Raw genomic sequence first — 25,796 nt, forward strand, 5'->3', positions numbered from 1 at the left:
GAGCGCTACACGCCTGTCCATGGTCCGGTGGCGTCAATCGTTGCGCGCGCGGCATAAACTAGCGATGCGTCGCCGCCGTGCGGGAGAGTTCCGGACTTCACAAGAGTTCGGGCGCCGAAGGAGCAGCACCTCCCCGTCAATCTCTCAGGCAAAAGGACCGTACGGGCTTCGACGTCTCTGGAAAGTGGTGACCGGCGCACAACGCGGCGATCGCCCGCCCATGGGGAAAGGGGCCCGGGCCCTGTCCATTCGAGGCAGGAGTGTCGCGGCGTCCGAATCTCTCAGGCTCCACGACAGAGGGGGAGGGCTGATACTCGTCGGCCGCTGTTGGTCGACCCCGCCCGACCTTGGAGCTGCAGTGACTCGATCATTCGCCGACCGCCATATCGGACCCGACCGGGACGAACTCGCCCGGATCCTGGACGTCGTAGGCGTCGGCTCGCTGGACGAGCTCGCCACCGCGGCACTACCCGCGTCCATTCTGGACGGCTCTGGCCTGGAGGTATTGCCGCCCGCGGCCACCGAGCACGAGGTGCTCACCGAACTCGCCGAGCTCGCGCACTCCAATACCGTCGCCACCTCGATGATCGGGCTCGGCTACTACGACACACTGACCCCACCGGTGCTGGTTCGCAGCCTGCTGGAGAATCCGGCCTGGTACACCGCCTACACGCCGTATCAACCCGAGATCAGTCAGGGGCGGCTCGAAGCGCTGCTCAACTTCCAGACCATGGTGTCGGATCTGACCGGGATGGAGGTGGCCAATGCTTCCATGCTGGATGAGGCCACCGCCGCCGCCGAGGCGATGACACTGCTGCGCCGTGCGGGCAAGTCCAAGTCCGCACGTCTGCTCATCGACGACGATCTGTTCCCGCAGACCAAGACCGTGCTGTACACCCGGGCCGAGCCGCTGGGCATCGAGATCGTCTCGGCGGATCTGTCCAGTGGCGAGTTGCCCGAGGGTGAGTTCTTCGGTGTGCTGGTTCAGGTTCCGGGTGCGTCGGGCCGGATCGTGGACTGGCGGCCGGTGATCGAGGCTGCGCACGAGCGTGGTGCATTGGTGGCGGTCGGCGCGGATCTGCTTGCGCTGACGTTGATTACGCCGCCGGGGGAACAGGGCGCTGATGTATGTTTCGGCACCACACAGCGTTTCGGGGTGCCGATGGGATTCGGCGGTCCGCATGCCGGATATCTGTCGGTGCACACCAAGCACGCGCGGCAGCTGCCCGGTCGGTTGGTCGGTGTCTCCGTGGACGCCGACGGCAACAAAGGCTACCGGCTCGCATTGCAGACCCGTGAGCAGCACATTCGCCGGGAAAAGGCGACCTCGAATATCTGTACCGCCCAGGTGCTGCTCGCCATCGTGGCCGCGATGTACGCGAGTTACCACGGTGCCGACGGGCTGCGTGCGATCGCCCGCCGCGTTCATGCCCGCGCCGCCGCCATCGCGGCCGGGCTCGATGGTGTTGTGGTGCACGGGATTTTCTTCGACACGCTGCTGGTGCGCGTACCCGGCAGCGCGGAATCCGTTGTCGCGAAGGCGAAGTCGAGCGGGATCAACCTGCGGTTGGTGGATGCCGATCACGTCGGCATCGCCTGTGACGAGGCCACCACCGAAGCGCATGTCACCGCGGTGCTCGAATCCTTCAGCACCGGACTGCCGTCGGGTGTCACCGATCCGGCGGGTGTGCCGAGCGTGCCCGGCGGTTCGATCGAGACCCGCACGTCGGAATTCCTTACCCATCCGGCCTTCACCAGCTACCACACCGAAACCGCGATGCTGCGCTATCTACGCAGGCTTTCCGATAAGGACATCGCATTGGACCGCAGCATGATTCCGCTCGGCTCTTGCACCATGAAGCTCAATGCCACCGCCGAAATGGAGGCCATCACCTGGCCCGGTTTCGCACGGGTACATCCATACGCCCCCGTCGAGGATGCGCCCGGTCTGCTGCGGGTGATCACCGATCTCGAGAGCTGGCTCGCGGCCATCACCGGGTACGACCAGGTGAGCCTGCAGCCGAATGCGGGCAGTCAAGGTGAGTACGCGGGTCTGTTGGCCATTCGGCGTTACCACCTGGATCGTGGTGATACACACCGGGATAGGTGCCTCATTCCGTCCAGTGCACACGGCACCAATGCGGCCTCGGCCACCATGGCCGGACTACGCGTTGAGGTCGTGAAATGCCGGGAGAACGGCGATGTGGACCTGGATGATCTGCGCGCCAAGATCGCCGACCACGCCGACCGGTTGGCCTGCATCATGATCACCTACCCGTCGACGCACGGTGTGTACGAGCACGAAGTCGCCGAGTTGTGCGCGCTGGTGCACGATGCGGGTGGCCAGGTGTACGTCGACGGTGCGAATCTGAACGCACTTGTGGGCCTTGCCCGTCCGGGACGATTCGGTGGCGATGTGAGCCATTTGAACCTGCACAAGACTTTCTGCATTCCGCACGGCGGTGGCGGTCCGGGCGTTGGTCCGGTGGCGGTGCGCTCGCATCTGGCGCCGTATCTGCCCGGTGACCCGCTGGAGCAGGGCTCGCACGCGGTGTCGGCGGCAAAGTACGGTTCGGCGTCGATCCTGCCGATCACCTGGGCTTACATTCGGATGATGGGTGCGGATGGTCTGCGTAAGGCTACGTTGACCGCGATTGCCTCGGCCAATTACATCGCGCGCCGGTTGAACGAGCACTTTCCGGTGCTGTATACCGGTGAGAATTCGATGGTCGCGCACGAGTGCATCCTGGATTTGCGCGAGACCACCAAGCGGACCGGTGTGACCGTCGACGATGTGGCAAAGCGGTTGGCGGACTATGGATTCCACGCGCCGACCATGAGCTTCCCGGTGGCGGGCACGTTGATGGTGGAGCCCACCGAGAGCGAAAACCTGGCCGAGCTGGACGAATTCATTCTTGCCATGACGGCGATTCGGGGTGAGATCGATCAGGTCGCCGCGGGTGTGTGGCCGGTGGAAGACAACCCGCTGCGTGGTGCGCCGCATACCGCGGCCTGCCTGGTCGGGGAGTGGGACCACCCGTACAGCCGGGAGGTCGCGGTGTATCCGCAGGGGCTGGATCCGACGCGGGGCAAGGTGTGGCCCGCGGTGCGGCGCATCGACGGCGCCTACGGTGACCGCAACCTCGTGTGCTCCTGCCCGCCGCTGGACGCGTACTGACGGCTACCGAGCCGCACCTCGACCCCGTTGCAGGTGCGGCTCGGTAGCCATCTTCACTATGCGGCAGCCGCTTTGGCGTAGGCATTGGCCAGATCTGGCCAGCCGTCCTCGCTCCGCACGCTGTCGCGCATGGATTCCCAACCTTCGCCGTGCTTTTCGAAGTCCGAATGCACCAGGGTGACGGCCGTGCGGTCGGCCGTGACGGGTTCGAAAATGACATCGACGCGGCTGGCGCGCTCCGGATCGGTCTCGTGCTGCCAGTCCAGGCCGATCTCCCAGGAGAACGCGAAATGCCGCGGCGGATCCCAGACCAGTACGGTGCCCCAAGGACATTCGGTGCCATCCGCTTCCCTGCCGAAGCAGCGCCCGCCTTCGCGCGGTTCGATAACCTCCTGTGCGAGTTCGCCTTTGCCGATGTGATGCCCACGTGGCCACCAGCTGTCGATCCCGTTGGTGAATACGTCGTACGCCCTATCGATCGGTGCGTCTACGACGAATTCGACCCGAACTTCCTTCTCGCTCAACTGCTGTGTCATGACTTCTCCTGTTCGGAGGTGTCCGCCGCCCGCTTGGTTACGACCTGCTGGTTCACCTCGTCTTGAAAGGCCGACATCGCCGTCGACCAGAACTGTGTGAAGTACACCCGAAGTCCATCGATCCCCTGCGGATTCAGCCGATACACCCGCTTGGTGCCCACCGCCTCATCGGTAACCAGCCCCGCCGTCTTGAGTACCTTCAAATGCTGCGAAACCGCAGGCCGACTCACCGGCAACTCCTTGGCCAGCTCCCCAACCGCACACGGCCCTTCCCTCAGCCGCTCAAAGATCGCCCGCCGCGTCGGATCCCCCAAGGCATCCAACGCTGCCTCTCGGTAAGCCCTCACAAACCGTAAGTCTAGACTTACGGAATATGGTTGTCTATGGTCGCGCACACTGAATGCTGATTGGTCAGGCGTATCCGACGTGTACGGTCGGTGCTCCAGGCGATGAAATCGCTGTTGGGCATGACGAAGAAGGCGTCGTGACGACTGTCGCCGTGTCCGCAACGATGCGCAACGCGAGTTCGGGCGGTCGAAGCGGCCGACTCTGGTCAACAGTCAGGTGTCGGCGGGCGCTACAAGGGTGGCGCGAGATCGCGCTGCGTACCGGGCAACTCCCCGACGCAGGCATTACCGCGACTATCGCGGTCGTAGCCGTGCTGAGGGGACTCGAAGGCCGCCGTCCCGGTCCGGGGCGGCGTCGGTTGTGTCCTCGGAATCAGGCCGAATGAGTCAGGCCGGGTCCATGGGTTCGGGGGTGAGTTGGGGGAGGGTGCTGATGGCTTCGATACCGAGTTCGGAGCGGGTTGCGTTGACGACGGCGCGTTCTTCTTCGACGGTATTGGAGATGGCCTTGTGCCAGAGGGTGCGGATGGCGTTGACGTCGTCCATGGTGGCCTCTTCGTCGAGTTCTACCTTGAGGCGCTGTACGGTGATGCTCTGTGCGGCGGTGAGGGTGCGCACGAGATCTTCGCAGCGACTAGGGATTTTGGGGTTGGCCAGGACGCGGAGTCGGGTGATGAAACCGTTGAGAGCGGAGATGCTTTCGAGGACCTGTTTGCCGAAACTGTCCACTTCCTCGACGCTTTCGGCCTTCAGGTCGAGGGTGTCCCACAGATCCTGACGCACGTCGGCGGCAGACTCCAAGATCGAGGAGACTGCGGTCAGGATCGAATCGCGGCGCCATTTGTCCTGTTCGCGGCGTTCGGTTGCGGCATTGGCCGCTTCGATATTTCTCTGCGCGGCGTCGAGTGTGGTCTGGTTGCGCGCGTCGGCGGCGGTGATCGCAGCACGGTTGGTGCGGTTATTGATCACGACGCCGAGGACTGCTGCGACGGCGACGATCAGCGAGCTCAGGAGCGGAAGCCAGGAAGTCACCCGCAAATCATCGCACTGCGGGGTGGTGTGCTGTCCCGCGATCGGCACGCTACGCGTCAATCGGGCTGCCAATTTTCTCGATCCGGTCCGGCTCAGGCTCGAATCATCGTGTTGGCCAAGGTTTTTGCCGCAACTGAGACCTGCTGCGCGCAATGCCATGGCGCGTGCGCCGCTAGGCACGCGTCCATCGTGGTCACCGGTTCGTGCGTGGTCGGTGAATCCGATACGACAAATTCGGTGCTGCCGCGCAGCATCGGCGAATTCTCACGGCGTTGTCAAAGCATGCATCACCGCGGTCCCGAAGCTGACGTCATCCGAGGTCGGCAGGTGCGTGTACGTCCCTCCGGTTCGCTGAGCGGCGGTTTGGAGGGTCTCGGTGTCATTGCCGCCGATAACGATCACATCGATGCGAACCGGATGGGCCGGATCGGCGGCGGAGGCCAGCTCGGTCAACAGCTTCGCTCCAGTGATAGTGGAGTCGTCATCCGGGCCGTCGGTAATGAGCAGAACCGAATTGGTGAGCCCCGCGGTGTATCCGCGAACAGCTGACCGGTAGGCGGCGGTCAGCGACGGATAGGCCTGGTCGGTGCGAGATTCGGTGGGCTGCACCGCCTCTAGCGCCGTATCCAACGCGGTGCGCTGCTGATTACTCAGTGGTGCGGTGGGTGCTTGTATCTTGTACGGCGTTGTCCCGTCGAGGTTCTTGCCGAACGTCCATACGCCGAGTCCGAAGTCCGGCGGCATCACATTCATCGTCGAGCGAATCGCGCCGAGGACATTCGAGAGCCGGGTGGCGGATCCGTCGCTATTGCCCATCGAGGACGATACGTCGAGTATGGCCGTGGCCTGCACGCCGAGAACGGGATTGGCGAGCGTGGCATGTACCTTGTCCTGCGCGGTCCGGGACGACGCTGGTGCGGCGGTGGCTGGTGCGGCGGCGAATCCGGCGGTGGTGAAGGCCGCGGACTGCTGGGGTGCGCGCAAATAGTCGGCGAACAGCGATGCGATAAGATTCTGGGTCTTGTCCACCCATGCTCCGGACATCAACGCGGCGGGATGGTCGGCGACCGGGGCGGTTCCCGCGGGTCGGAATGCCGACGTACCACCAAGGGATTTCAGTTGCTGCTCGGTAGCCACAACCGCATGAATGGGGGAATTCGCCGCACCGATCGCGGCCAGTGCGGCCGTGGTGTCCGCTGCCTGCGGCGCCTTTGCGGCGAGCCCGGAGATAGCGGCGACAACCTGACCGGACCGTGCGACCTCGTCGGTGAGCGGATCGGTCCCCGATACCGCGGAGCCGACCGCGGCCGCCGCCGCCAGCGTCGAGTCCCCCGCCGGTAGTGCCATCCGCAACCCACCCCACCCGGACAGCCCGAGCTCATCCAGTGACCCCTGTTGCAGCCGTGGCAGATCCGCCCAGGTGATCTTGGCCTGCTCGAGTGCGCTCCGCAGATCCTCGGGCACGGCGACCACGATCGGACTCATCGCGACCGGCGCGGGTGTGCCCTCGATCAGCCCGGGCACCCGCATGGATTCGATGGATCTCATCGAATCGGCGATCCACAGCCCCGGTTGCGGACCGAGCGCACCGTTCCATGGTGTGCCCGCAGTGAACCCTGCGACGATCGCGGCCGACGGTTGAGCCGTCACCACTACTTTCGCGCAATGATCGCGCACCTTCGGATTGGCCGCGTTGTAGCGCTCCGCCGCGGCCCGCACCGGATCGGCGATATCCGGATCGACCGTCACGAACAGCGTCGACGGTCCTTCCTTACATTCCGCCGCGGCCGACTTGTCCCGGTTCGCGGCGCGATCACTGAGTTGAAAATACGCGAAGACCGCCGCGACTAGCAGCAAGACGGCAACCACTGCGATAACCGGACCTTTGCTGACGCCTCGGGACCTGGTTCCGCTGCGATGTGTGCCCACGATGCTCAGTGTATGGTCACGCGAGATTTGCCGTGCCAGTGTGTCCGGTGCGGCGCACCGGCACGGCGTGACGCGAACGTCCGGCTAGAAACGGATCATCCGTCCGCGGTCGAACTCGTGGCCGCCCCAAACCCCGGACTGTCCGGTGCGTGCGGCGAATTCACCGCAGGCATCGCGGATCGGGCAGCCGGCGCAGACTCCGCGCGCGTACTCGAAGTCCTGCGACGGGTACGGGAACCAGGCTTCGTGGTTCGGATCGCCGCGACAGGCCGCCCGATGCCACTCTCGGGAATCCGAGAGCGGGAGCAGGTCGGTCAGATCGACAAGTGTGCTGGTCTCCAATTCGACGGTCATTTCGAGCCTTCTCCTTTCTCTCTCGGCTCAGGTGGCGGCCAGTTGCTTCCAGATCCGCTGCTGCCGCTTGGCCAGGTGGTCGGGCGCCTTCGGCTGCCACAGCAGCCGCATACCTGCCTCTTCCGGCGTGCGGTCGGCCTTGTTCGAGTTGCAGGGCGCGCAGGCGGCGATCAGGTTGTCCCAGGTGTTCGGCCCACCCCGGCTGCGTGGCCGGATGTGGTCGACGGTGCGCGCCCAGGACGCGCAGTACCCGCACCGATGGTTGTCCCGGCGCAGCACGCCGGCCAGCGTCGCGCGACTGCCGTCGTGTATGCGCGTCACATGGTCGAGGTACACGTAGCGCAGCAGCCGGATGGTCTCCGGCAGTGCGAGCTCGAGGTGCTTGGACCGAATCGGGAAGTGCGGCTCCCGATCCGCGATCGACTCGGCGGCACCGCCCATGAGCAGCACAACGGCCCGGTCGGCGCTGATCTCGGTGAGCGCCTCGTAGCTGGCGTTCAACACCAGTACCCGGGTGTGTATCCAGTTGTCGACAGTCGATGCCACCAGATCGGTGGCACGGTGGAGCGTCATGGGAGTCACCATGTTTCGAGGGAGCGAGCGGATAGGGAGGCGCGGGTCGGTCAGTTACCGGCCGGGAGGCGGCGCAGTACCTGCTCGACGTACGCGTCATACCGACGCGGGCTCGATACGACAAAGGTCATGGCCGCCGCCTCCTTCCTCATGCTCGTGAGCACCCGCGGAATCGGGTGATCATCATCGAAATCCATGGTGGCACAGCGCACCCATCACTGGCGAAGGGTTTTTCAGGCCAGACCGAGCCACTGTCGCAGCCACGAGGTCACGTAGTCGGTGTGGGTATTTCGCGGCAGATTATCGGGCCGCGCCGCCGACGGCGCCTACCATGACGGGTTCCCGCCATGGCGCCGATCATCTTGCACATCAAGATGGTCCACACCCCGGTGTTGCTAGCTCCGAAGCGACCGGGGTCGTACGCGACTGCCTGCCGTTGCGTCGGAGTCAACCGTACGGTCCGACCAGGGGTTTATGTGAGAACATCCCGTGATGAACGCCGAATATTGCTACCGAGCGTGGCAATGCCGACAATTTGCCCGGCGCTGCGGGGATGAAGGAGCCGCGGGCGAGGGGGTGCGCGGCTCCTTCATCGTGTCCGAGGGGCAGCTACCGCCTCGTCCACGGTTGTGGTGGTGATCAGGACACCAATGACTCCCTCCGTACATCATCGTGTGACCATCTATTGAACCTGGTAGGCGGGCTCGCGTCCCGGCTTCGGGCATTGCCATTGGAGAAGGTTGGGTCAACCGATGGGCGTGTGGCCCAACAGAACTCGACCGGTGAATCGTGTCTGCTCGGCCCGTGGCAGTGGGCGGAACCGGCAGGTGTGGATGTCGTGACATCACATATCCAGCTCGCAGCCGCGCGAAAAGCTCCCGCCGCCAACGGTTTCGATGGCCGGTCGGAGGATGTCGACGAGGGCGTCGGCGGCCACGGTCGCCACCACATCGCCGACCTCACCGCCGCTGGCGGGCGGCTTGCGCGCGCTCACCCGAAAGCCGCCGTCGATGCGTTCGGCCCGGCCGTTGCAGTCCGCGGCGATGGTGCTGATCAGGATCGCGCCCGCGGCCACCTTCTCGAAGACCGCCGAGGCGTATGCGCACCGGCCGAGTGGAATTCGCCTGGCCGACCGCCCGCACCCGGCCCATGCCGTCGGTCCTGCAACCGAGTCCGGTTGCGGGATACTCGGATCCGGTCGTCCGCACCTCGTAATCGGCGGCGTGACCGTCACGACGCAGGCTCCCGCGCATAGATGTAGTAGCGGTAGACGCCGTCCCCGGGATCGGCGCACAGTGGCCACTCACCGTCGGCGGTGAACCATGCCCACTCGAGCGCGAGGCCCGCGTCGCATTCGGCGATCGACTTCGCCCGGTCCAAGGAGCCGTCGGTGCCGAGGCCCTGGTCGTCGGTGCCGCAGAACTCGCAGCTGTGCACCCGCCGCACCTCGTATGCGATCACTCGGTTACCTCCGGCATCCAGGCTAGACCCGATTCGGGTGCGCACCGATAACGTTCGGTGCGTGCGGCCGATAGACATCTCGACAGGCTCGTCCGCTCAAGGGGATTGCGTGTCGAATGGGGAGTTCCGGAAGTGGCGTCCGCAACGAATCGGTGGGGGCACCAGTTCGAATCGAATACGCAAGGGGATGTGTTCAGATGTCGATATCGACGGTGAAATATGTAGCGCTGCTGGGCTGCGCGGTTCTCGCGTTGGCAGGTTGCGCGGATGGCGATGATGGTAATGGCAAGGCCGCGGGCACCAGCGCGGTGCCGAGCAGTGCCGTGAGCCGGACGCCGGGGCCGAGCGCGGCAGGCACAAACCAACCGATGGGGGCGCAGCCGTCGACCGGCGAACCGGCTCTGCCGTTGCCGCGGATACCGGCATGCGTCGGCAGCCAGCTCATCGTCGGCGTCGAGCCGATGTCGCCCGGCCTGGGCCACCGCGGTGTGCGCGTGCATTTCTCGGTCGTGGGTGCCAGCGGCGCGTGCACACTGGCCGGATATCCGGGCGTCGATACCGGCCCCGGCGGGCCGCTCCTGCATGCCGAACGCACTGTGCGCGGGTATATGGGCGGTCTCCCTGCGGATGTCGATACCCCACCCACCGTCGTCCTGGACCACGACCACAATGCCGAGGCAGTGGTCGAGGGCGGCGCGGTCGACTCGGACGGCAACCAATGCCCCACGTACACCGGACTTTTGGTCACCGCACCGAACACCACCGACACACACGCGGTCAGCGCCACGATCGACGCCTGCACTCTCAGCGTCCATCCGGTGACCGCCCAATAGGCGCAGCGATTTTCAGAGGTTGCCGACGATGTGTTCGAGGCGACGGGCCACCAGTTCGCGGGCCTGTTCGCGGAGGGCGGGGCGGTAGCCGCTGGGGTACACCGGGTCGCCGGGGGTGTAGTCTTTCAGCACTTCCTTGGCGAGGGTGATCTTGTGCACCTCGGTGGGGCCGTCGGCGATGGCCATGACCTCGGCGTAGTTCATCATGTCGACGAAGGGCAGGTCCTGGCTGACGCCGATGGCGCCGTGCAGATGCAGTGCGCGCTGGGCGATATCGTGCATCACCTTGGGCATCGCGACCTTGATGGCGGCAATATCCTTGCGCACCTTCAAATAGTCCTGCTCTTTATCGATGCGCCAGGCAGTGCGCAGGACGAGCAGTCGAAACTGTTCCATCTCGATCCAGCTGTCGGCAATGCGTTCCTGGGTCATTTGCAGACCCGCGAGGGGTCCCTTGCGCATCGGCCGGGAGACGGCGCGTTCGGCCATCATGTCGAAGGCCTTGCGCACCAATGCAACTGTGCGCATCGCATGGTGCACCCGACCGCCGCCGAGGCGGGTCTGTGCGACGATGAAGCCCATACCCTCCTGGCCGAGTAAGTGGTCGGCGGGGACCCGGACATCGGTGAAGCGCAGATGTCCTTCGTGCTCGCTGAAGCCGTGCACGTGGAAGTTCTTCACGATCTCCAGACCGGGGGTGTCGGCGGGCACGATGAACATCGACATGCCCTGGTACGGACTGACATCCGGATTCGTGACCACCATAACGATATGGAAGCTGGCGAACTGGGCGTTCGAATTGAACCACTTCTCGCCATTGATGACCCAGGAGTCGCCGTCGCGGACCGCGCGGGTCTTGAACAGCGTCGGATCCGAGCCGCCGGTCGGTTCGGTCATGACATAGCAGGAGCCGATCTCACCGGCCAGTAGCGGCTGCAGATACTTTTCCTTCTGCTCCGCGGTGCCGTAATGCGCGAGGATTTCCGCATTACCGGAATCCGGCGCCTGACAACCGAATACCGACGGCGCCCATACCGAGGTGCCGAGCACCTCGTTGAGCAGGCCGAGCTTCAGCTGCCCGTAGCCGGGGCCGCCCAATTCCGGTCCGAGGTGGCAGGCCCACAGTCCCTGTTCCTTCACCTTCTCCTTCAGCGGCCGCATCAGCGCCATCGCCTCGGAATTGGTGCGGTCGTAGGGATTCGGGTAGAGCAGATCGAGGGGCTCCACCTCGGTGCGGACGAACTCCGCCGCCCAGTCCAACTTCTGTTGGTATTCCGGATCCGTTTCGAAATCCCAAGCCATGGTCAGCCTTTCGTGTCGGTAATGCCGTCGAGAATGGTGGACGCCACAATGTCGGCAATTCCGTCGGGGGAGCGCCCGCCGTGCGGGCGGTACCAGAAGGTCACCATGTTCAGCATGCCGAGCACACTGTTGGTGACCACGTGGTCGTCGGTGCGCAGCACACCCGCCGCATGACCCGCGTCGATGACGCGCTGCCAGCAGGCCTGCACCTCGTCCCGCATTTCCTGCAGTTCTTCGGCGCGATCGCCGGTCAGCGCGGTGACATCGCGCAATTGGATGGTGACCTCGCGGCGGTGCTCGACGATCAGCCCGATATGGCTGTGGATCAGCTTGCGCAACTTGATGATCGGGTCGTCGGTGCTACGCGAGATCCGCTGCGCATCGGTGAGCATGAGCTGGATGTAGTCGCGCAGGATCTGCCAGAGCAGTTCTTCCTTGGAACCGATGTGGTAGTACAGCGCACCCCGCCGCACCCCGGCCCGATCACCGATTTCGGCGACGCCGGTGCCGTGGAAACCCTGTTCCGCGAACAGTTCCATCGCGGCCGCCACGATGCGCGCCCTGGTCGCTTCGGCGGTAGTTTCCGCGGCCGGTGGACGACCGCGACGACGAGGCGAGGCCGATTCGGGCCCGCCCCGCATCGAATCGCTGTGCGATGTCGCGTTCATTGGCGCGGATCCAACACGACCTTGGAAACCCCGTCGGCGCGGTCGGCGAACATGCGGTACGTGTTTGCGCCATCGGACATCGGAAATCGGTGTGTGACAACGGCTTCGGGGCGAATTCGCCCGGCCCCGGTGAGTCGCAGCAGTGCGGGCAGCTCGTATGGTATCGAGCAACTGCGACGCTCGGCAACCAGATCCACACCGAGCACCCGCGACGCGCCCATCGCGAAAGCCGGCTGCACGGCCATCAGCCCAGCCGGTCCGAGTCCGATCACCACCACGGTCTCACCCGGCGCGATGCGGGTGCGGCGCGCGCCAGTTCGACGCACCTGTCGAGCTTTCGGCTGGCATTCCTACGTCCGCACCGGCTGCGGCGAAGGTCCGCACCATTTCGCGACCGATTCCGCGGCGACCACCCGTGACCAGCGCGACCTTATCTGTTATCGACTGTCCTGGCATTGCGCTCCGTTGCTTCGGCTGCCGGAAATGTTCCAACCAGTACATTAATTCCGCCGGACGATGCAATCAAGGCCCCGACTCACCGTCGCATCACTACCGATGGGTAACATTGACTGCGATTTCCCACCCGGCTTTCTCAGAAGTGAGGCAGTAGATGACAAAGCGGATTCAGGTCGGCGGGCTTCAGGTGGCCAGCGTTCTCCACGAGTTCATCGAGAACGAGGCACTCCCCGGAACCGGCGTAGATTCCGCCGCGTTCTGGGCCGGAGCCGAGCAGGTCATCAATGACCTCACCCCGCGCAACCGCGCCCTGCTGGCCGAACGCGACGAGATCCAGGGCAAGCTCGATGCCTGGCACGCCGAGCGCCCCGGCGCGAACTATGACAAGGCCGCCTACAAGAGCTTCCTCGGCGATATCGGCTATCTGCGTGCGGAACCGGCCGACTTCAAGATCGCCACCGAGAATGTGGACGACGAGATCGCCACCACCGCGGGCCCGCAGCTGGTGGTGCCGGTGATGAACGCCCGCTTCGCGATCAATGCCGCGAATGCGCGCTGGGGATCGCTCTACGACGCGCTCTACGGCACCGACGCCATCTCCGAGGCCGACGGCGGCGAAAAGGGCAGCAGCTACAACCCGGTCCGCGGTGGGCGCGTGATCGAATTCGCGCGCAAGTTCCTCGATACCGCCGCCCCGCTGGCCAATGGCTCGCACCTGGCCTCGACGCACTACGCCATCGATGGCGGCAAGCTGGCCGTCACACTGAGCAACGACGAGGTCACCACGCTGGCCGCCGACGGCGCGGAACTGGTTGGCTACCTGGGTGATCCGGCCTCGCCGACCTCGATCCTGTTGAAGCACAACGGTTTGCACGTCGACATCCAGATCGACCCCGCCTCGCCGATCGGCAAGACCGATCCGGCCGGTGTCAAGGATGTGGTGTTGGAGTCCGCGGTCACCACAATCATGGACTTCGAGGATTCGGTTGCCGCGGTGGACGCCGAGGACAAGGTTCTCTGCTACCACAACTGGCTCGGCCTGATGAAGGGTGAGCTGGCGGAGCAGGTGACAAAGGGTGACAAGACCTTCACCCGCACCATGAACCCGGACCGCGTCTACACCGCGCTCGGCGGTGGCGAACTCGTGCTGCACGGCCGCTCGCTGCTGTTCGTGCGCAATGTCGGTCACCTGATGACTTCCGACGCGATCATCGATGCCCAGGGCAACGAGGTGCCCGAGGGCATCATGGACGGCCTGATCACCTCGCTGATCGCCAAGCACAGTCTGCTCGGCGATACCGAGCTCAACCGCCCTGTCGGCTCCGCCTCCGACCATCCCGCTCGGCTGACGAACAGCCGCACCGGTTCGGTCTACATCGTGAAGCCGAAGATGCACGGCCCGGATGAGGTCGCCTTCACCAACGAGCTGTTCAGTCGGATCGAGGACGTCCTCGGCCTGATCCGAAACACCCTCAAGGTCGGCATCATGGACGAAGAGCGCCGCACCACGGTCAACCTGAAGGCCTGCATCCAGGCCGCCGCCGAGCGCGTGGTGTTCATCAACACCGGCTTCTTGGACCGCACCGGCGACGAGATCCACACCTCCATGGAGGCCGGGCCGATGGTCCGCAAGGCCGAGATGAAGACCCAGCGCTGGATCCTGTCCTATGAGGACTGGAACGTCGATACCGGTCTGGCCGCCGGCCTGCCCGGTAAGGCGCAGATCGGTAAGGGTATGTGGGCCATGCCGGATCTGATGCACGACATGCTCGAGCAGAAGATCGGCCACCCGCGCGCGGGCGCCAACACCGCCTGGGTGCCCTCGCCGACCGCGGCCACCCTCCACGCGACGCACTACCACCAGGTCGACGTGTTCGAGCGGCAGCAGGAGATCGCCGCAGGTGGCCGCCGTGCCACCGTCGACCAGATTCTGGAGATCCCGCTCGCGGCGAACCCGACCTGGACTACAGAGGAGAAGCAGCAGGAGTTGGACAACAACTCCCAGAGCATCCTCGGCTATGTGGTGCGCTGGATCGACCAGGGCGTCGGTTGCTCCAAGGTGCCTGATATCCGCGATGTCGGTCTCATGGAAGACCGGGCGACTCTGCGCATTTCGAGCCAATTGATGGCGAACTGGCTGCGCCACAGCGTGGTCACCGCCGATGAGGTGGTGGCCAGCCTGGAGCGGATGGCACCGGTGGTCGACAAGCAGAATGCGGGCGATCCGAACTACCGGCCGATGGCGCCGGACTTCGCGAGCAGCGTCGCGTTCCAGGCGGCGAAGGATCTGGTGCTGGAAGGCACCAAACAGCCGAACGGCTACACCGAGCCGATCCTGCACCGGCGTCGGCGCGAGGCCAAGGCGCTGGCTTGTGTCTAAGACGTTGCGCGTCTGAGCAACTCGTGAATCCCCCGCCTGGGAACCCGGGCGGGGGATTTGCCGTACCACACGACGGCCGCCGGCGGGGCGGATGACCGGTTTCGGCCCGTATAACGATCCGTTACCCTGGGCGCTGCACGAGATAGTCGGATGTGAGGAAGTTTTATGGGAAGCGTTGTCCTTGATGTATTCGCGCTGGTTATGAATCGCGCGGCACAGTTCTGGAACTGGATGGCCACCGGTTCGGCCGGTTTCCCGCCGCTGTAGTAGCCGAGCTGAACGTCTGGTACGACGACCCCCGGTCCCGGCCCCTCGATGGGTGCCGAGGCCGGGGGTTTTCCTTTGCCCAGTGCGATATCTCCGGTGAACCGATTCCCTTCGTCCGAAGGGGCTGCGCGATGACAGCGGCGCGAGTCGGCTATTGCGGGGCCGGACAACCGAGTTCGGTGAGCAGCATGCTGATCACACCGACTTCCTGGCTCTGGCTCTGGAACATCGAGCGCGGTTTTCTTGACCGGGCCGGAGGCGAGCAGTTCGTCGGCGGCACGAGCCATCACAAGTCCGCCTTGGTGATGGCGATACATCAACTGCAGGAATAGGATTCCGGCGTCGTGACCCCGGGCCGCGGCCAGGCGCAGTCTCAGCTTCAGGTGCATCGTTGCCGCGAACTCCCTCATCACGGTCAGCGCGCCGACTCAGACGGAGTCGGCGCGGACTCAATGGTAGTAACAGTCGGTAACTTATCGGACAGTTTGGCGGAAAGGCCTGGTGGTCGGCGTGTTTCGCCGAGTCGCTCAGCTGGCGGGGAGCGCCTCGGCGTCGATTGCCAGCATCGAAGTGCAGACATCGAGCAGGGACTGTCTGAGTCCCGCTGACCGTTCGGCCAATGTTGATTGCGCCCGGACGTATTCGGCACGCCCCGAGGAGGTTTCGATGCGAACCGGCTCGTAGCCATAGTCGGTGAGGTCGTACGGGCTGGCCCGCATATCGAGTTCGCGTGCGGCGCAGGCGAACTCGAAGTAGTCGAGCAGGAGGTCGGAGGAGATGAGCGGGGTCAGTTTGAACCCCCACTTGTAGATGTCCATATTGGCGTGCAAACAGCCGGGTTGTTCCCGGGCGACCTGGTCGGCGCGGGTCAACGGTTCGGCGTTGCGACCGACCGCGTCCGGGGTGAAGAAGCGGAATGCGTCGAAGTGGGTGCAGCGCAAGGACATCGATTCGACGACCGCGTCGGTACCGGTACCGCCCAGGCGCAGCGGCACCTGTTGGTGGCGGATCTCATCGGTTTTGTACACCATGGCCCACTCGTGCAGGCCGAAGCAGGACAGCTGTGCCGGACGGGATTCCGTGGCGCGCAGCAGTTTCGCGATGAACTCGATGGTTTCACGACGCCGCTGGATGAATGCCGGGTCGGCGGTGTAGGCAACCGCGCCGAAACCGTTCGGCGCGATGCGGTGATACCCGCGAGCTCCGTCGTACTCCCGCGCGCCCGCCAGCGCGACACCGAATCCCGGGTGCCAGCGCCGCAATTGGGCGGGCTTATGTCCGTAGTACGTGAACAGGAAGTCGATCACCGGATGTGCTGAACCCGCCGCGCGCCGTTCGAGATACGCTCCGACGAGCTCGTCCAGCCGAGCCCGGTGGGCGGCGGCCCTGGCCTGCCAATCGGACTCGGTCAGTACGATCATTCGATCACCCGGTGCGTCCCGTCGCGCACGGTGCCGACGAACTCTTCCACCAGATCCTCCAGCGCCACAATGCCCACCGTATTGCCGCGGGTGTCGACGACGCGGCCGAGATGGGAGTTGGTACGGCGCAAGCGGGCCAGCGCCTCGTACAGGGGCGTGCCGACGCTGACCGTCGGCAGTGGGCGAATATCCGTGCGCGGGATTGGCGTGTTCGGTCCGGCGCTGTCGTCGGCGACCTTGTCGAGCACATCCTTCACATGCAGATAACCGACGAGCGAACCGTCGCTTGCGCGCACCGGATACCGGGAGAAACCGGTTTCGGCGACTGCGGTTTCGATATCGCCGAGCGTGGTGCCATTGCCGCGCAACGGAACCGAGCGGGTCGTCGCCAGCGGTACCATCACATCGCCCACAACGCGATCGGAGGTGCCGAGCGCCTGGGTGAGACGGCGGTGCTCCTCCTCGTCGAGCAATCCCTCCGAACGGGATTCACCGATCATCTCGGCGAGCTCCACACTGGAGACCGTCGCCTCCAGCTCATCCTTCGGCTCGATCCGCAACATGCGCAGCGACAGATTCGCGGCGAGGTTGTAGAGGGCGATGAGCGGACGCGCCAAGCGCAACCACATCAGATGCACCGGAACCAGCAGCAGCGCGCTGCGTTCCGGTCCGGCCAGCGCGATATTTTTCGGAATCATCTCGCCGAACAGAATGTGCAGGATCACCACGATCGTCAGCGCGATGGCGAAGGCCACCGGATGCAGCAGCTGCTCGGGCAGACCGACCAGCTCGAACGGCCCCTCCAGCAGATGCGCGACCGCGGGTTCGCCGACCCGGCCGAGCAGGATCGAGCAGATGGTGATGCCGAGCTGCGCGGCGGCCAGCATCATGGATAGGTTCTCACCGGCCCGGATCACCGTGTCCGCCTGGCGCTTTCCCTGGGCCGCGAGCGCTTCGAGACGGTCGCGGCGGGCGGAGATCAGCGCGAATTCGGCGGCGACGAAGAAGGCATTGCAGGCCAGCAGCACCACCGTGAGCAGGACGCCGAGGACATCACCCATGGCTGTTCTCCTTCAGCGCTGCGGCCGCGACCGGGATCAGCCGGATCCGATCGATGCGTCGCCCGTCCATTCGTTCGACCTTGGCGATCCATCCGCCGTCCTCGTCGTTCGGATAGCGGTGCGAGGACCGTGGATTCGGCAGGATCACCTCGTCACCGGTGATCGGGATGCGGCCGAGCCGGGTGAGTACCAGACCGCCGAGGGTTTCGTATTCGCCCTCGGGCGCGTCGTAGCCGGTGGCCCGGGAGACCTCGTCGATCCGTAGCAGCCCCGAGCAGTCCCATCCGTCGGCGACCCGGCGGACATCGCGTTCTTCCTCATCGTGCTCGTCGCGGACATCGCCGAGGATCTCCTCGATGAGATCCTCCATGGTGACGATGCCCGCGGTGCCGCCGTATTCGTCGACCACCAGCGCGACCTGCATGCCGTCGGCGCGCACCCGCTCGAGCACCTCGTCGCCGTCGAGGCTGGCGGGCACGATCGGCACCGGCCGGGCGAGCAGATGCAGCGGAATGGTGTTGCGAACATTCGCCGAATGGGTGAACGCCTGTTTGACATGCACCACGCCCAGGGTGTTGTCCAGATCGCCGTCGATTATCGGGAAGCGGGAGTAACCGGTGCGGCTGGCGGCTGCGATCAAATCGGCAATGGTGTCGGACTTGTCCAGGGATTCGATCTTGACCCGCGGTGTCATCAACTCCTCGGCGCTACGCTCACCGAACTGCAGCGAGCGGTCGACCAATTGCGCGGTGCGGTGATCCAGCGCGCCGCGCAGTGCGGATGTGCGCACCAGCGATCCGAGTTCCTGCGGGGAGCGCGCCGAACGCAACTCCTCGGCCGGTTCCACGCCCAGGCGGCGGACCACCCAGTTCGCGGTGCCGTTGAGGAAGTGGATCATCCACTTGAACACCACCGAGAAGGCGATCATCGGGCCCGCGGTCACCCGAGCGGTGCCCAGCGGCTTCGAGATCGCGATGTTCTTCGGGACGAGCTCGCCGTAGACCATCGACAGCGAGGTGGCGAGCAACAGCGCCAGTGTGAGCGAGATGCCCTGCGCCGCACTCGCGCTCAAACCGAGCGGGGTGAACAGCGGCGACAGCAGTCGGGCCAGGACCGGTTCGGCGATATAACCCGTGATCAGGGTGGTGATGGTGATACCGAGCTGGGCTCCGGAGAGCTGGAACGACAACGTGGTGTGCGCCTGCCGGACCATGCGCGAGCGGGCATCCCCGACCGTGCGCACATGCGATTCGACGGTGCTGCGTTCCAATGCGGTGAGCGAGAATTCAGCGGCAACGAACAGTGCGGTGCCAACCGTGAGGGCGATGAACCCGATCAGGCTGAGCACGGTGAGCACGACGGACATCGTCAGCACCACCTGCGAGACGCGCGATGAGCTGAATCGGATCGGGCGGCTGTGGGACGGAGAGCGCCGGGTTTGTCACCCGGCTCGGTAGAGGAGCCCTCCTGTGCGGCGCCCTCGGACGCGGGTGACAACTTGTTCCTCTCGGCAAATGGGTTTGTGAAGCCGGAAACCGGCAACCCTTATGTTACCGGCCCACGCGCGTGCCTGCGTGGGCCGGTGTGCTGTGTCTGATTTGCCGCGCCTGCGGCGCGGCGTGTTCGGGTCGCTCGTAAGACTCGCTCCGTTGTGGTGACCTTGGGCGGATCGTTCGGCACTGGATGTATGCCTGCGCAGCGGCGCGGGCGCCTACGCTTCGACTCGGCTGAGTCGATAGCGCGCCTTCGGACGGCCGCGAGGGTCGCCTGTAGGGCTCGCTCCGCTGGGATGCAGCGTCACCAGCCTGAAGGAAGGGGACGTCCTTCCGCGAAACCTGCCGCCGACTGGACGCCCAGGACCGCCTTGTCGTGGAGCTCGGGGAGGGTGCGGGCACCCGCGTAGGTGCAGGCGCTGCGAACGCCGGAGCAGATGTGGTCGATGAGGTCCTCGACGCCGGGGCGTTCCGGATCCAGGCGCATACGCGAGCTGGAGATGCCTTCCTCGAACAGTGCCTTGCGGGCGCGGTCGAAGCCGCTGTCGGTGGCGGTGCGGGCGGCGACGGCGCGCTTGGAGGCCATGCCGAAGCTCTCCTTGTAGGCATTGCCGTCGCGGTCCACGCGCAGGTCACCGGGGGATTCGTAGGTGCCGGCGAACCAGGAGCCGATCATCACATTGGACGCACCCGCGGCCAGTGCGAGCGCGACGTCACGGGGGTGCCGGACACCGCCGTCGGCCCAGATGTGCACGCCGAGTTCTCTTGCGGCGGCGGCGCATTCGGCCACCGCGGAGAACTGCGGGCGGCCGACGCCGGTCATCATGCGTGTGGTGCACATGGCGCCGGGGCCGACACCGACCTTGATGATGTCAGCGCCCGCCGCAGCCAGATCACGGGTGCCCTGCGCGGAGACGACATTGCCCGCGACCAGCGGCACACCAAGGCCGAGATCGCGAATGGCGCTGAGGGTTTCGAGCATTCTGGCCTGGTGGCCGTGTGCGGTATCGATGACGAGCAGGTCCGCGCCGGCGTCGACGAGTGCTTTGACCTTGGCCGCCACATCGCCGTTGATGCCGACTGCGGTGGCGACGCGCAACTGGTTGTCGGCATCGACATTGGGCTGGTATATCCCGGCGCGGATGGCTCCGGTGCGGGTCATCACGCCGGCGAGGCCGCCGTCTTCGGCGACGAGCACGGCGAGGTGTGCATGCTTGGCCTCGAGCAGGTTGAACAGATCGCGCGGCGAGGTGCTGGCCGGTGCCTGTACGAAATCGGTGACCGCAACATCGCGCAGCCGGGCGAATCGGTCGACATCGGTGCAGGACGCCTCGGTGACCACGCCGACCGGCTTACCGCCGTCGACGACCACCACGGCACCATGGGCGCGCTTATGCATCAGCGCGACGGCCTCGGAGACCGAACGCTCCGGGTCCAGCGTGACCGGCGTATCGGCGGTGAGCGAGCGGCTCTTGACGAAGGCGATGGTTTCCGACGCCGCGGCGATCGGGAGATCCTGCGGCAGTACGACGATGCCGCCACGACGTGCGACCGTCTCGGCCATCCGGCGTCCGGCGACCGCGGTCATATTTGCGACGACAATGGGAATGGTGGTGCCGGACCCGTCTACGGTCGATAGATCCACATCGAACCGTGACGCGACATCCGTCCGATTCGGGACCAGGAAGAGGTCGTCGTAGGTCAGGTCGTACGGCGGCTGATGACCAGGGAGAAACTGCACTCGAGCGATTCTAACCGGCGCGCCGTACTTCCGTGCAGTCACCGAGCATTCGGCCCCCACCCCATCCAAGATGCGGGGCGCGTCATGCCTCGGCTTGGACGCGGGCGAGTTGGATTGTGGTCGCGCACACGACGATTACGGCGACGATGATGACGACGAGTCCGAGGTGGTCGGTCCGGAGGCGTTCATCGAGGACGGTGATGCCGATGAAGGCGGCGACCAAGGGTTCGGTGATGGTGACGGCGGGCAACGATGCGATGAGGGGGCCGGATTGGTAGGCGCGTTGCTGGAGATAGAGGCCGATGACGCCTGAGGCAACCAGGGGCCAGGTTTGCCAGCTGCCCAGCACATGGGTGAGGCCGCCCTTGAAGAGGTCGGTCACATAGTTGGTGAGCGCGGCGGCCAGCCCGAACAGAGCACCGCCCGCAGTGCCGAACAGGAGTGCGCGGCGGGTCGGGTCGGAGGTCCCGAGGGCGATGACGATGGCCACTGCGAGCAGACCGAGCAGGACCGCCAGCGGCGGGAACCAATCACGCAGGGGCGCATTGGTATTGCCTTCGGTCGGATCTCCGACGATCAAGAAGCAGGCGAGGGCCGCGACGAGGGCGATGGCGGTCGCCCAGGTGCGCGGGGTGATGCGGCGGTGCTTGAGGCGGGCGGAGAGCGGGAGCGCGAAGACCAGCATGCTCACCAGAATTGGTTGCACGAGCAAGACCGAACCCAGGGCCAGTGCGGCGACTTGCATCGCGTAACCGCCGGTGTCCCCGACGATTCCGGCCCACCACCGCGGACTACGCAGCAGCGAACGCATGAGCGACTCGCCCTCGGGAACCGCGGCCGCCGCATGCTGTTGCGCGACCGCGGCCACCGCGAAGAGCAGTGCCGCGATCAGTGCGCAGACGACCGCGCCGACCTGATGATTCGCCACCCGGTCAGTTTGCCCCGCGATTGCGGCCGCCCGGCACCCCCTGTGCCCGCTTCGCGTGTCGACGGGTACGCCCGGGCGTGTCGCCGCTGGTCGCAGCAGTGCGGCCGGAGGCGCCGCGACCGGAAGCAGTCCCGGCGCCATGGCTGACCGCCGTGCCGCGCGCGGCAGCGCCCGATCCGGCGGAACGTGTCGCGGCCGCCATCATTGATCCAGCAGCACGACCCTGCGCAGCCGTTGCCGCGTTTGCGGTCCGCCCCGGAGCCGTCTTCGCCGAGCTCGCGTCGCGGCCACGGGCTGCCGTCGCCACACTTGCACTTCGACCTGTAGCGGAGGTGGCCGTCGACTCACGACCCGAAGCTCCGACCCCGCGCCTACTCGACGTCGCCGTGGAGCTGGGCGAACCACCCGTGGACTTCTTCGCACCCCCAACGCGACCATTCGCACCAGCACCTCGCCGCCCGGCGCCAGCTGAGCCCGCACCGCCCGAGCGTGTGCCGCGACCACGACCGCCGGAACCCGCACCACCCGTCCGGCGGCTCGGTCGACCGACCTGCAACTCACCCTCGTCACCCACCGTGACCGCGGAGCTCGCCGCGACGATCGGCACACCCGATGGCTGTTTCGCTCCGGTGATCTGGATCAGCCGCCGATCGCCGGGACGGACCTGCACGCCGTCGACGTCGACGCCCGCCTTGCGGGTCATCTTCTCGACCTCGGCGCGCTCCTCCTCGGTGACCAGCGTGACAACGACACCGTCCTCACCGGCGCGGGCGGTGCGGCCCGCGCGGTGCAGGTACGCCTTGGATTCCGCGGGCGGATCCACATGCACGACAAGGGAAATCCCGTCCACGTGGATGCCGCGCGCGGCCACATCGGTGGTCACCAGCACCGGTGTCGTACCGTCGGCGAATGCGGCCAGCGTCCGCACACGGTTATTCTGTGCCTTCCCGCCGTGCAGCGCGCCCGCGGCGATGCCGACCGCACGCAATTGTTTCGCGAGCCGGTCCGCACCGTGTTTGGTGCGCACGAACATGATGGTCAGCCCATCGCGGGCGGCGATCTGCGCGGTGATTTCGCGCTTGTGCGCCTTGCGCAGGTACAGCAGGTGATGCGACATCGTCGCGACCGAGGCCGAGGGCGGCGCGGTGGAGTGGGTGACGGGGTTGCGCAGGTAGCGCTTGACCAGCTTGTCGACCTCACCATCGAGGGTGGCCGAAAACAGCAGGCGCTGACCATCCTTCGGAGTTCGGTCGAGCAGCTTGGTGACCTGCGGCAGGAAGCCCATATCGGCCATATGGTCGGCCTCGTCCAGTGCGGTGATCCGCACATCCGACAGGTCGGCGGAGCGCTGGTTGATCAGATCTTCTAGCCGCCCGGGCGTGGCGATGAGCAGGTCGACACCGCGCGCAAGTCGGTCGGCCTGTCGCTTGATGGGTGCGCCGCCGACCACCGAGGCGATCCGCAGTCCGAGCGACAGTGCCGCATTGTCCAGCGCCTTTTCTATTTGGGCGGCCAGTTCGCGGGTCGGCACCAGCACCAGACCGCGCGGACGGCTCGGCTTGGCCTGGGCGCCCGCGAGCAGTGCGAGCATGGGCAGCCCGAAGGCCAGGGTCTTACCGGAGCCGGTGGGGCCGCGCCCGAGCACATCCTTACCCGCCAGCGCATCGGTCGCGGTCGCGGCCTGAATCGGGAACGGTGCCTCGATGCCGTCGCGGCGCAGCGCCTGGACGAGCACGGTGGGTAGGCCCAGACCCGCGAAGGTGGTGGCCGGGGTGGTGGAGGTCAACGGGGTTGTGCCTTTCATGTCTCGGCGCGGGCGGATCCGGGCACGCGTGGTGCCGCCGAGATGGTTGGGCCCGGTCATCGGGATGTGGTAGGACCGGGTGTGTCGGGGAGAACCGGAGAATCAGTGACGCAGCAGTCGATCCAGTTCGACCAGCCAGGGTACCGCGACGGCCATGGTCGGGACCACCAGGATGGCCGCCGACCCCAGATACGCCGCCGAGGCGACCCGAAGATCGCCGATCCGGCCACCCAGGCGCTGGATGCGGATCAAGGTGGTCGGTCCGCCGGCGGCCAGCGCGCCCTGCGGAGCGGTGGATTTTGCGCACGCGACCAGCGCGCGGGCCAGCGGCTTGGGGCCGGTCACCTTCACCGCCGAGTCGTCGGCGAGCAGTTCGATCAGCAGTTTCACCGAGCCGAGCGCGGCCTTGCTGCGCACCACTCGGGGGAAGGCCTCGTGCACCGCGGTGAACGCCTCGAGCACGAGGTCGTGCCGGGCGCGCAGATGTGAGCGCTCATGGCTGACGATGGCGGTGACCTCGGCGTCCTGCAGGCTGGTCAGCGTGCCTTCGCTCAGCACGACCCGTTGGCGCAGGCCGGGCAGGCAGTAGGCGATCGGTTCGGTCGAGGCCAGCACCCGGATATCGGCCGCGCGGCGCTGTGGTCCGCTCTGGTCGAGCAGGTCGACGAGCATGCGGTGGCGCGCCCGGCGCCTACGGGTGTGCACGCCGACACGCACGATCGCGTACACCAGCCGCGCGCCGACCAGCAGGGTCAGCGCGAAGACGAAGACATAGGCCAGCCACAGCGGCAGTCCGAGCGCGTCGATTTCCCGGGCTGGGGAGGTGGTCGGGCGACCGTCCGGTCCGGGAACGAGCAGTTGCGTTGCGATGGCCAGCCCCGAGCCGAATGCGCTGAGCACAGCGGCGAGCGCGATGGCCTGCCATAACACGAGCGCGGCGCGGGGCGTCCGATACGGCCAAGTCGCGCGGCTGAGCAACGCTGGGGCAGGCCCCGCGAGAAGCAAGGCGAGACCGGCGAAGACCGGCGCGGTTGCGTTCATCGACTCAGCTCACTGCGTTGTGGGGCCAGGGCACTCACCTCATTGTGAGGCCAGGATCCCAAGACTACTGCTTCGGTGGCGCAGCGTCTTCGGATGCCTCGAGCTTAGCGAGTGCTTCCCGCAACGCATCCGTATCGTCCCTGCCGACCTGTTCGACGAAGTGCACGAGCGCCGCCGCGCGGCTGCCCGCCACATCGGCCTGCTGCAACGCATCGACCATCAAACTGGCCACCAGTTCGTCGCGGGTGTGCACCGGCGCGTAGCGGTGGGCGCGGTCATCGCGGCGCTGAACCACCAGGTTCTTCTTCGCCAGCCGTTGCAACACCGTCATCACCGTGGTGTACGCGAGCTCGCGGCGGGCGGCCAAAGCCTCGTGTACCTGCCGTACGGTCTGCGGCTCGTCACTGGCCCACAGTTGGTCCATGACCGCCTTCTCGAGTTCACCAAGTCCTGCCATTCCACAAGTTTAGTTGACTCAACGACGCAATTGCGTACTACGCCACGTCGTAACTGCCGGATAGCTGATATGACATTTGTCATACCCTGGCAATACGTGTCGGGTCTCGCTGGGCGTGATCATCAGACCGTATCCTCGAGTGCCGAGTCGTCGAGATCGAAGACCCCGCGCAGCAGCGCGACATCGATGATGTCGGCGGGCGCGCCCTGGGCGACGATGCGCCCGTTGTGGTAGCGAATGGCCAGGTTGAGATCGCGCAAGCCATGCGACGCTCCGGTAGGCCGTGCTCCTCCAGCGTCGGCGGCAGCCCTTCTTTTCGGCGAGCCGACCATCGAATCCGTCCGCGCCAGATCGGGTTGTCGGGGTCGCTACTTGCTCACTTAGGTAAGCCTGACCTACACTAATCTCGGCGTTGGGATCGGCAGAGTGTTCCGGAGGGCTGCCGTGAACCCCCGATCCATTGCCGTGGCGGGCTCCATGTGCGTGTGGAGCCCGCCGCTCTGTCTCGGTAAGCGAACGCGGGAAGTAGCCGTC

25 protein-coding genes, 3 pseudogenes and 1 riboswitch are annotated in these 25,796 nt (G+C 65.8%); of the genes and pseudogenes, 4 read left to right on the forward strand and 24 right to left on the reverse strand.

Annotation, left to right across the window (positions count from 1 at the left end; genetic code table 11):
- The first annotated feature begins 70 nt into the window (after nucleotides 1-70).
- A riboswitch (glycine riboswitch) is annotated at nucleotides 71-170 on the forward strand.
- 188 nt (nucleotides 171-358) lie between these two features.
- A complete protein-coding gene (gene gcvP, locus AB0L63_RS04950; protein WP_364494729.1) occupies nucleotides 359-3,178 on the forward strand; it encodes an aminomethyl-transferring glycine dehydrogenase in 2,820 nt (939 codons plus the stop codon).
- Between the two features lie 56 nt (nucleotides 3,179-3,234).
- Here gcvP and AB0L63_RS04955 read toward each other — a convergent pair whose 3' ends face one another.
- The 10 genes from AB0L63_RS04955 to AB0L63_RS05000 form a co-directional block, all read right to left on the reverse strand.
- Nucleotides 3,235-3,714: an SRPBCC family protein gene (locus tag AB0L63_RS04955; protein WP_364494732.1), complete on the reverse strand. Its 480-nt coding sequence runs from the start codon at nucleotides 3,712-3,714 to the stop codon at nucleotides 3,235-3,237.
- The gene (locus tag AB0L63_RS04960) at nucleotides 3,711-4,061 is read right to left on the reverse strand and encodes a metalloregulator ArsR/SmtB family transcription factor (protein WP_364494734.1); all 351 of its coding nucleotides are present in this window, start codon (nucleotides 4,059-4,061) and stop codon (nucleotides 3,711-3,713) included. Before AB0L63_RS04960 ends, AB0L63_RS04955 begins: the two co-directional genes overlap by 4 nt.
- 387 nt (nucleotides 4,062-4,448) lie before the next feature.
- Nucleotides 4,449-5,093, reverse strand: coding sequence for a hypothetical protein (locus tag AB0L63_RS04965; RefSeq protein ID WP_364494737.1), 645 nt, complete (start codon nucleotides 5,091-5,093; stop codon nucleotides 4,449-4,451).
- 92 nt (nucleotides 5,094-5,185) lie between these two features.
- A complete protein-coding gene (locus tag AB0L63_RS04970; protein WP_364494740.1) occupies nucleotides 5,186-5,347 on the reverse strand; it encodes a hypothetical protein in 162 nt (53 codons plus the stop codon).
- Between the two features lie 10 nt (nucleotides 5,348-5,357).
- Nucleotides 5,358-6,950, reverse strand: coding sequence for a VWA domain-containing protein (locus tag AB0L63_RS04975; RefSeq protein ID WP_364494743.1), 1,593 nt, complete (start codon nucleotides 6,948-6,950; stop codon nucleotides 5,358-5,360).
- A 156-nt stretch (nucleotides 6,951-7,106) separates the two neighbouring features.
- Entirely contained in the window at nucleotides 7,107-7,376 is a 270-nt protein-coding gene (locus tag AB0L63_RS04980; RefSeq protein ID WP_364494745.1) for a WhiB family transcriptional regulator, read from the reverse strand.
- 27 nt (nucleotides 7,377-7,403) lie between these two features.
- Nucleotides 7,404-7,949, reverse strand: a complete 546-nt coding sequence (locus tag AB0L63_RS04985) for an HNH endonuclease (RefSeq protein ID WP_364494747.1) — start codon at nucleotides 7,947-7,949, stop codon at nucleotides 7,404-7,406.
- Between the two features lie 50 nt (nucleotides 7,950-7,999).
- On the reverse strand, nucleotides 8,000-8,146 hold the full coding sequence (locus tag AB0L63_RS04990) for a hypothetical protein (protein WP_364494749.1): 147 nt from the start codon (nucleotides 8,144-8,146) through the stop codon (nucleotides 8,000-8,002).
- Nucleotides 8,147-8,793: 647 nt separating this feature from the next.
- Complete coding sequence (locus AB0L63_RS04995; protein WP_364494751.1) at nucleotides 8,794-9,024, reverse strand: hypothetical protein; 231 nt, start codon at nucleotides 9,022-9,024, stop codon at nucleotides 8,794-8,796.
- 155 nt (nucleotides 9,025-9,179) lie between these two features.
- Nucleotides 9,180-9,410 (reverse strand): hypothetical protein, encoded by a 231-nt coding sequence (locus AB0L63_RS05000; protein ID WP_364494753.1) that lies wholly within the window; start codon nucleotides 9,408-9,410, stop codon nucleotides 9,180-9,182.
- Between the two features lie 212 nt (nucleotides 9,411-9,622).
- Between AB0L63_RS05000 and AB0L63_RS05005 the strand changes: the two genes are divergently transcribed.
- Nucleotides 9,623-10,243 carry a DUF4232 domain-containing protein gene (locus AB0L63_RS05005; protein ID WP_364494756.1) on the forward strand — a complete coding sequence of 207 codons (621 nt, stop codon included), beginning with the start codon at nucleotides 9,623-9,625 and terminating at the stop codon, nucleotides 10,241-10,243.
- Nucleotides 10,244-10,255: 12 nt separating this feature from the next.
- Here AB0L63_RS05005 and AB0L63_RS05010 read toward each other — a convergent pair whose 3' ends face one another.
- The 4 genes and pseudogenes from AB0L63_RS05010 to AB0L63_RS05025 all read right to left on the reverse strand — a co-directional run.
- Nucleotides 10,256-11,545 (reverse strand): acyl-CoA dehydrogenase family protein, encoded by a 1,290-nt coding sequence (locus tag AB0L63_RS05010; protein ID WP_364494759.1) that lies wholly within the window; start codon nucleotides 11,543-11,545, stop codon nucleotides 10,256-10,258.
- Between the two features lie 2 nt (nucleotides 11,546-11,547).
- A complete protein-coding gene (locus AB0L63_RS05015) occupies nucleotides 11,548-12,213 on the reverse strand; it encodes a TetR/AcrR family transcriptional regulator (protein WP_364494762.1) in 666 nt (221 codons plus the stop codon).
- Entirely contained in the window at nucleotides 12,210-12,539 is a 330-nt protein-coding gene (locus AB0L63_RS05020) for a hypothetical protein (protein ID WP_364494764.1), read from the reverse strand. The genes AB0L63_RS05015 and AB0L63_RS05020 overlap by 4 nt, the downstream gene beginning before the upstream one ends.
- A pseudogene (locus AB0L63_RS05025) lies at nucleotides 12,524-12,669 on the reverse strand (SDR family NAD(P)-dependent oxidoreductase); the annotation flags it as partial. The gene AB0L63_RS05020 and the pseudogene AB0L63_RS05025, both read right to left, overlap by 16 nt.
- Nucleotides 12,670-12,823: 154 nt before the next feature.
- Here AB0L63_RS05025 and AB0L63_RS05030 point away from each other — a divergent pair.
- Both AB0L63_RS05030 and AB0L63_RS05035 read left to right on the forward strand, forming a co-directional pair.
- Nucleotides 12,824-15,049: a malate synthase G gene (locus tag AB0L63_RS05030; RefSeq protein ID WP_364494767.1), complete on the forward strand. Its 2,226-nt coding sequence runs from the start codon at nucleotides 12,824-12,826 to the stop codon at nucleotides 15,047-15,049.
- A gap of 398 nt (nucleotides 15,050-15,447) precedes the next feature.
- A complete protein-coding gene (locus AB0L63_RS05035; RefSeq protein WP_364495713.1) occupies nucleotides 15,448-15,648 on the forward strand; it encodes a hypothetical protein in 201 nt (66 codons plus the stop codon).
- On the opposite strand, the pseudogene AB0L63_RS05040 reads toward AB0L63_RS05035, so the two are convergent.
- The 10 genes and pseudogenes from AB0L63_RS05040 to AB0L63_RS05085 all read right to left on the reverse strand — a co-directional run.
- Nucleotides 15,604-15,726: pseudogene (locus tag AB0L63_RS05040) on the reverse strand (hypothetical protein); the annotation flags it as partial. The gene AB0L63_RS05035 and the pseudogene AB0L63_RS05040 sit on opposite strands and share 45 nt — an antisense overlap.
- 117 nt (nucleotides 15,727-15,843) lie before the next feature.
- Nucleotides 15,844-16,737 carry a 3-methyladenine DNA glycosylase gene (locus AB0L63_RS05045; RefSeq protein ID WP_364494769.1) on the reverse strand — a complete coding sequence of 298 codons (894 nt, stop codon included), beginning with the start codon at nucleotides 16,735-16,737 and terminating at the stop codon, nucleotides 15,844-15,846.
- Nucleotides 16,734-17,798: a hemolysin family protein gene (locus AB0L63_RS05050; RefSeq protein WP_364494772.1), complete on the reverse strand. Its 1,065-nt coding sequence runs from the start codon at nucleotides 17,796-17,798 to the stop codon at nucleotides 16,734-16,736. The genes AB0L63_RS05045 and AB0L63_RS05050 overlap by 4 nt, the downstream gene beginning before the upstream one ends.
- Nucleotides 17,791-19,164, reverse strand: coding sequence for a hemolysin family protein (locus AB0L63_RS05055; protein WP_364494775.1), 1,374 nt, complete (start codon nucleotides 19,162-19,164; stop codon nucleotides 17,791-17,793). The genes AB0L63_RS05050 and AB0L63_RS05055 overlap by 8 nt, the downstream gene beginning before the upstream one ends.
- A gap of 431 nt (nucleotides 19,165-19,595) precedes the next feature.
- Complete coding sequence (locus AB0L63_RS05060; RefSeq protein ID WP_364494777.1) at nucleotides 19,596-21,032, reverse strand: GuaB1 family IMP dehydrogenase-related protein; 1,437 nt, start codon at nucleotides 21,030-21,032, stop codon at nucleotides 19,596-19,598.
- 82 nt (nucleotides 21,033-21,114) lie between these two features.
- The gene (locus tag AB0L63_RS05065) at nucleotides 21,115-21,960 is read right to left on the reverse strand and encodes a DMT family transporter (protein WP_364494779.1); all 846 of its coding nucleotides are present in this window, start codon (nucleotides 21,958-21,960) and stop codon (nucleotides 21,115-21,117) included.
- A gap of 607 nt (nucleotides 21,961-22,567) precedes the next feature.
- Nucleotides 22,568-23,764, reverse strand: a pseudogene (locus AB0L63_RS05070) (DEAD/DEAH box helicase); the annotation flags it as partial.
- 102 nt (nucleotides 23,765-23,866) lie between these two features.
- A complete protein-coding gene (locus tag AB0L63_RS05075) occupies nucleotides 23,867-24,805 on the reverse strand; it encodes a M48 family metalloprotease (protein WP_364494781.1) in 939 nt (312 codons plus the stop codon).
- Between the two features lie 64 nt (nucleotides 24,806-24,869).
- Nucleotides 24,870-25,262: a BlaI/MecI/CopY family transcriptional regulator gene (locus tag AB0L63_RS05080; RefSeq protein WP_364494784.1), complete on the reverse strand. Its 393-nt coding sequence runs from the start codon at nucleotides 25,260-25,262 to the stop codon at nucleotides 24,870-24,872.
- A 122-nt stretch (nucleotides 25,263-25,384) separates the two neighbouring features.
- Nucleotides 25,385-25,522, reverse strand: coding sequence for a hypothetical protein (locus tag AB0L63_RS05085; protein WP_364494788.1), 138 nt, complete (start codon nucleotides 25,520-25,522; stop codon nucleotides 25,385-25,387).
- Between the last annotated feature and the right edge of the window lie 274 nt (nucleotides 25,523-25,796).

This window comes from Nocardia sp. NPDC051990, from assembly GCF_040680755.1.
GTDB lineage: Bacteria > Actinomycetota > Actinomycetes > Mycobacteriales > Mycobacteriaceae > Nocardia.

Bases quoted from the DNA above. Each gene is read 5' to 3' on its own strand.
- AB0L63_RS04985 (WP_364494747.1), bottom strand. From the start codon at position 7,949: ATGACGCTCCACCGTGCCACCGATCTGGTGGCATCGACTGTCGACAAC.
- AB0L63_RS05055 (WP_364494775.1), bottom strand. From the start codon at position 19,164: ATGTCCGTCGTGCTCACCGTGCTCAGCCTGATCGGGTTCATCGCCCTC.
- AB0L63_RS05015 (WP_364494762.1), bottom strand. From the start codon at position 12,213: ATGAACGCGACATCGCACAGCGATTCGATGCGGGGCGGGCCCGAATCG.
- AB0L63_RS05050 (WP_364494772.1), bottom strand. From the start codon at position 17,798: ATGGGTGATGTCCTCGGCGTCCTGCTCACGGTGGTGCTGCTGGCCTGC.
- AB0L63_RS04990 (WP_364494749.1), bottom strand. From the start codon at position 8,146: ATGGATTTCGATGATGATCACCCGATTCCGCGGGTGCTCACGAGCATG.
- AB0L63_RS04955 (WP_364494732.1), bottom strand. From the start codon at position 3,714: ATGACACAGCAGTTGAGCGAGAAGGAAGTTCGGGTCGAATTCGTCGTA.
- AB0L63_RS05075 (WP_364494781.1), bottom strand. From the start codon at position 24,805: ATGAACGCAACCGCGCCGGTCTTCGCCGGTCTCGCCTTGCTTCTCGCG.
- AB0L63_RS04970 (WP_364494740.1), bottom strand. From the start codon at position 5,347: ATGCTGCGCGGCAGCACCGAATTTGTCGTATCGGATTCACCGACCACG.
- AB0L63_RS05045 (WP_364494769.1), bottom strand. From the start codon at position 16,737: ATGATCGTACTGACCGAGTCCGATTGGCAGGCCAGGGCCGCCGCCCAC.
- AB0L63_RS05035 (WP_364495713.1), top strand. From the start codon at position 15,448: ATGACAGCGGCGCGAGTCGGCTATTGCGGGGCCGGACAACCGAGTTCG.
- AB0L63_RS04980 (WP_364494745.1), bottom strand. From the start codon at position 7,376: ATGACCGTCGAATTGGAGACCAGCACACTTGTCGATCTGACCGACCTG.
- AB0L63_RS05010 (WP_364494759.1), bottom strand. From the start codon at position 11,545: ATGGCTTGGGATTTCGAAACGGATCCGGAATACCAACAGAAGTTGGAC.
- AB0L63_RS05080 (WP_364494784.1), bottom strand. From the start codon at position 25,262: ATGGCAGGACTTGGTGAACTCGAGAAGGCGGTCATGGACCAACTGTGG.
- AB0L63_RS05030 (WP_364494767.1), top strand. From the start codon at position 12,824: ATGACAAAGCGGATTCAGGTCGGCGGGCTTCAGGTGGCCAGCGTTCTC.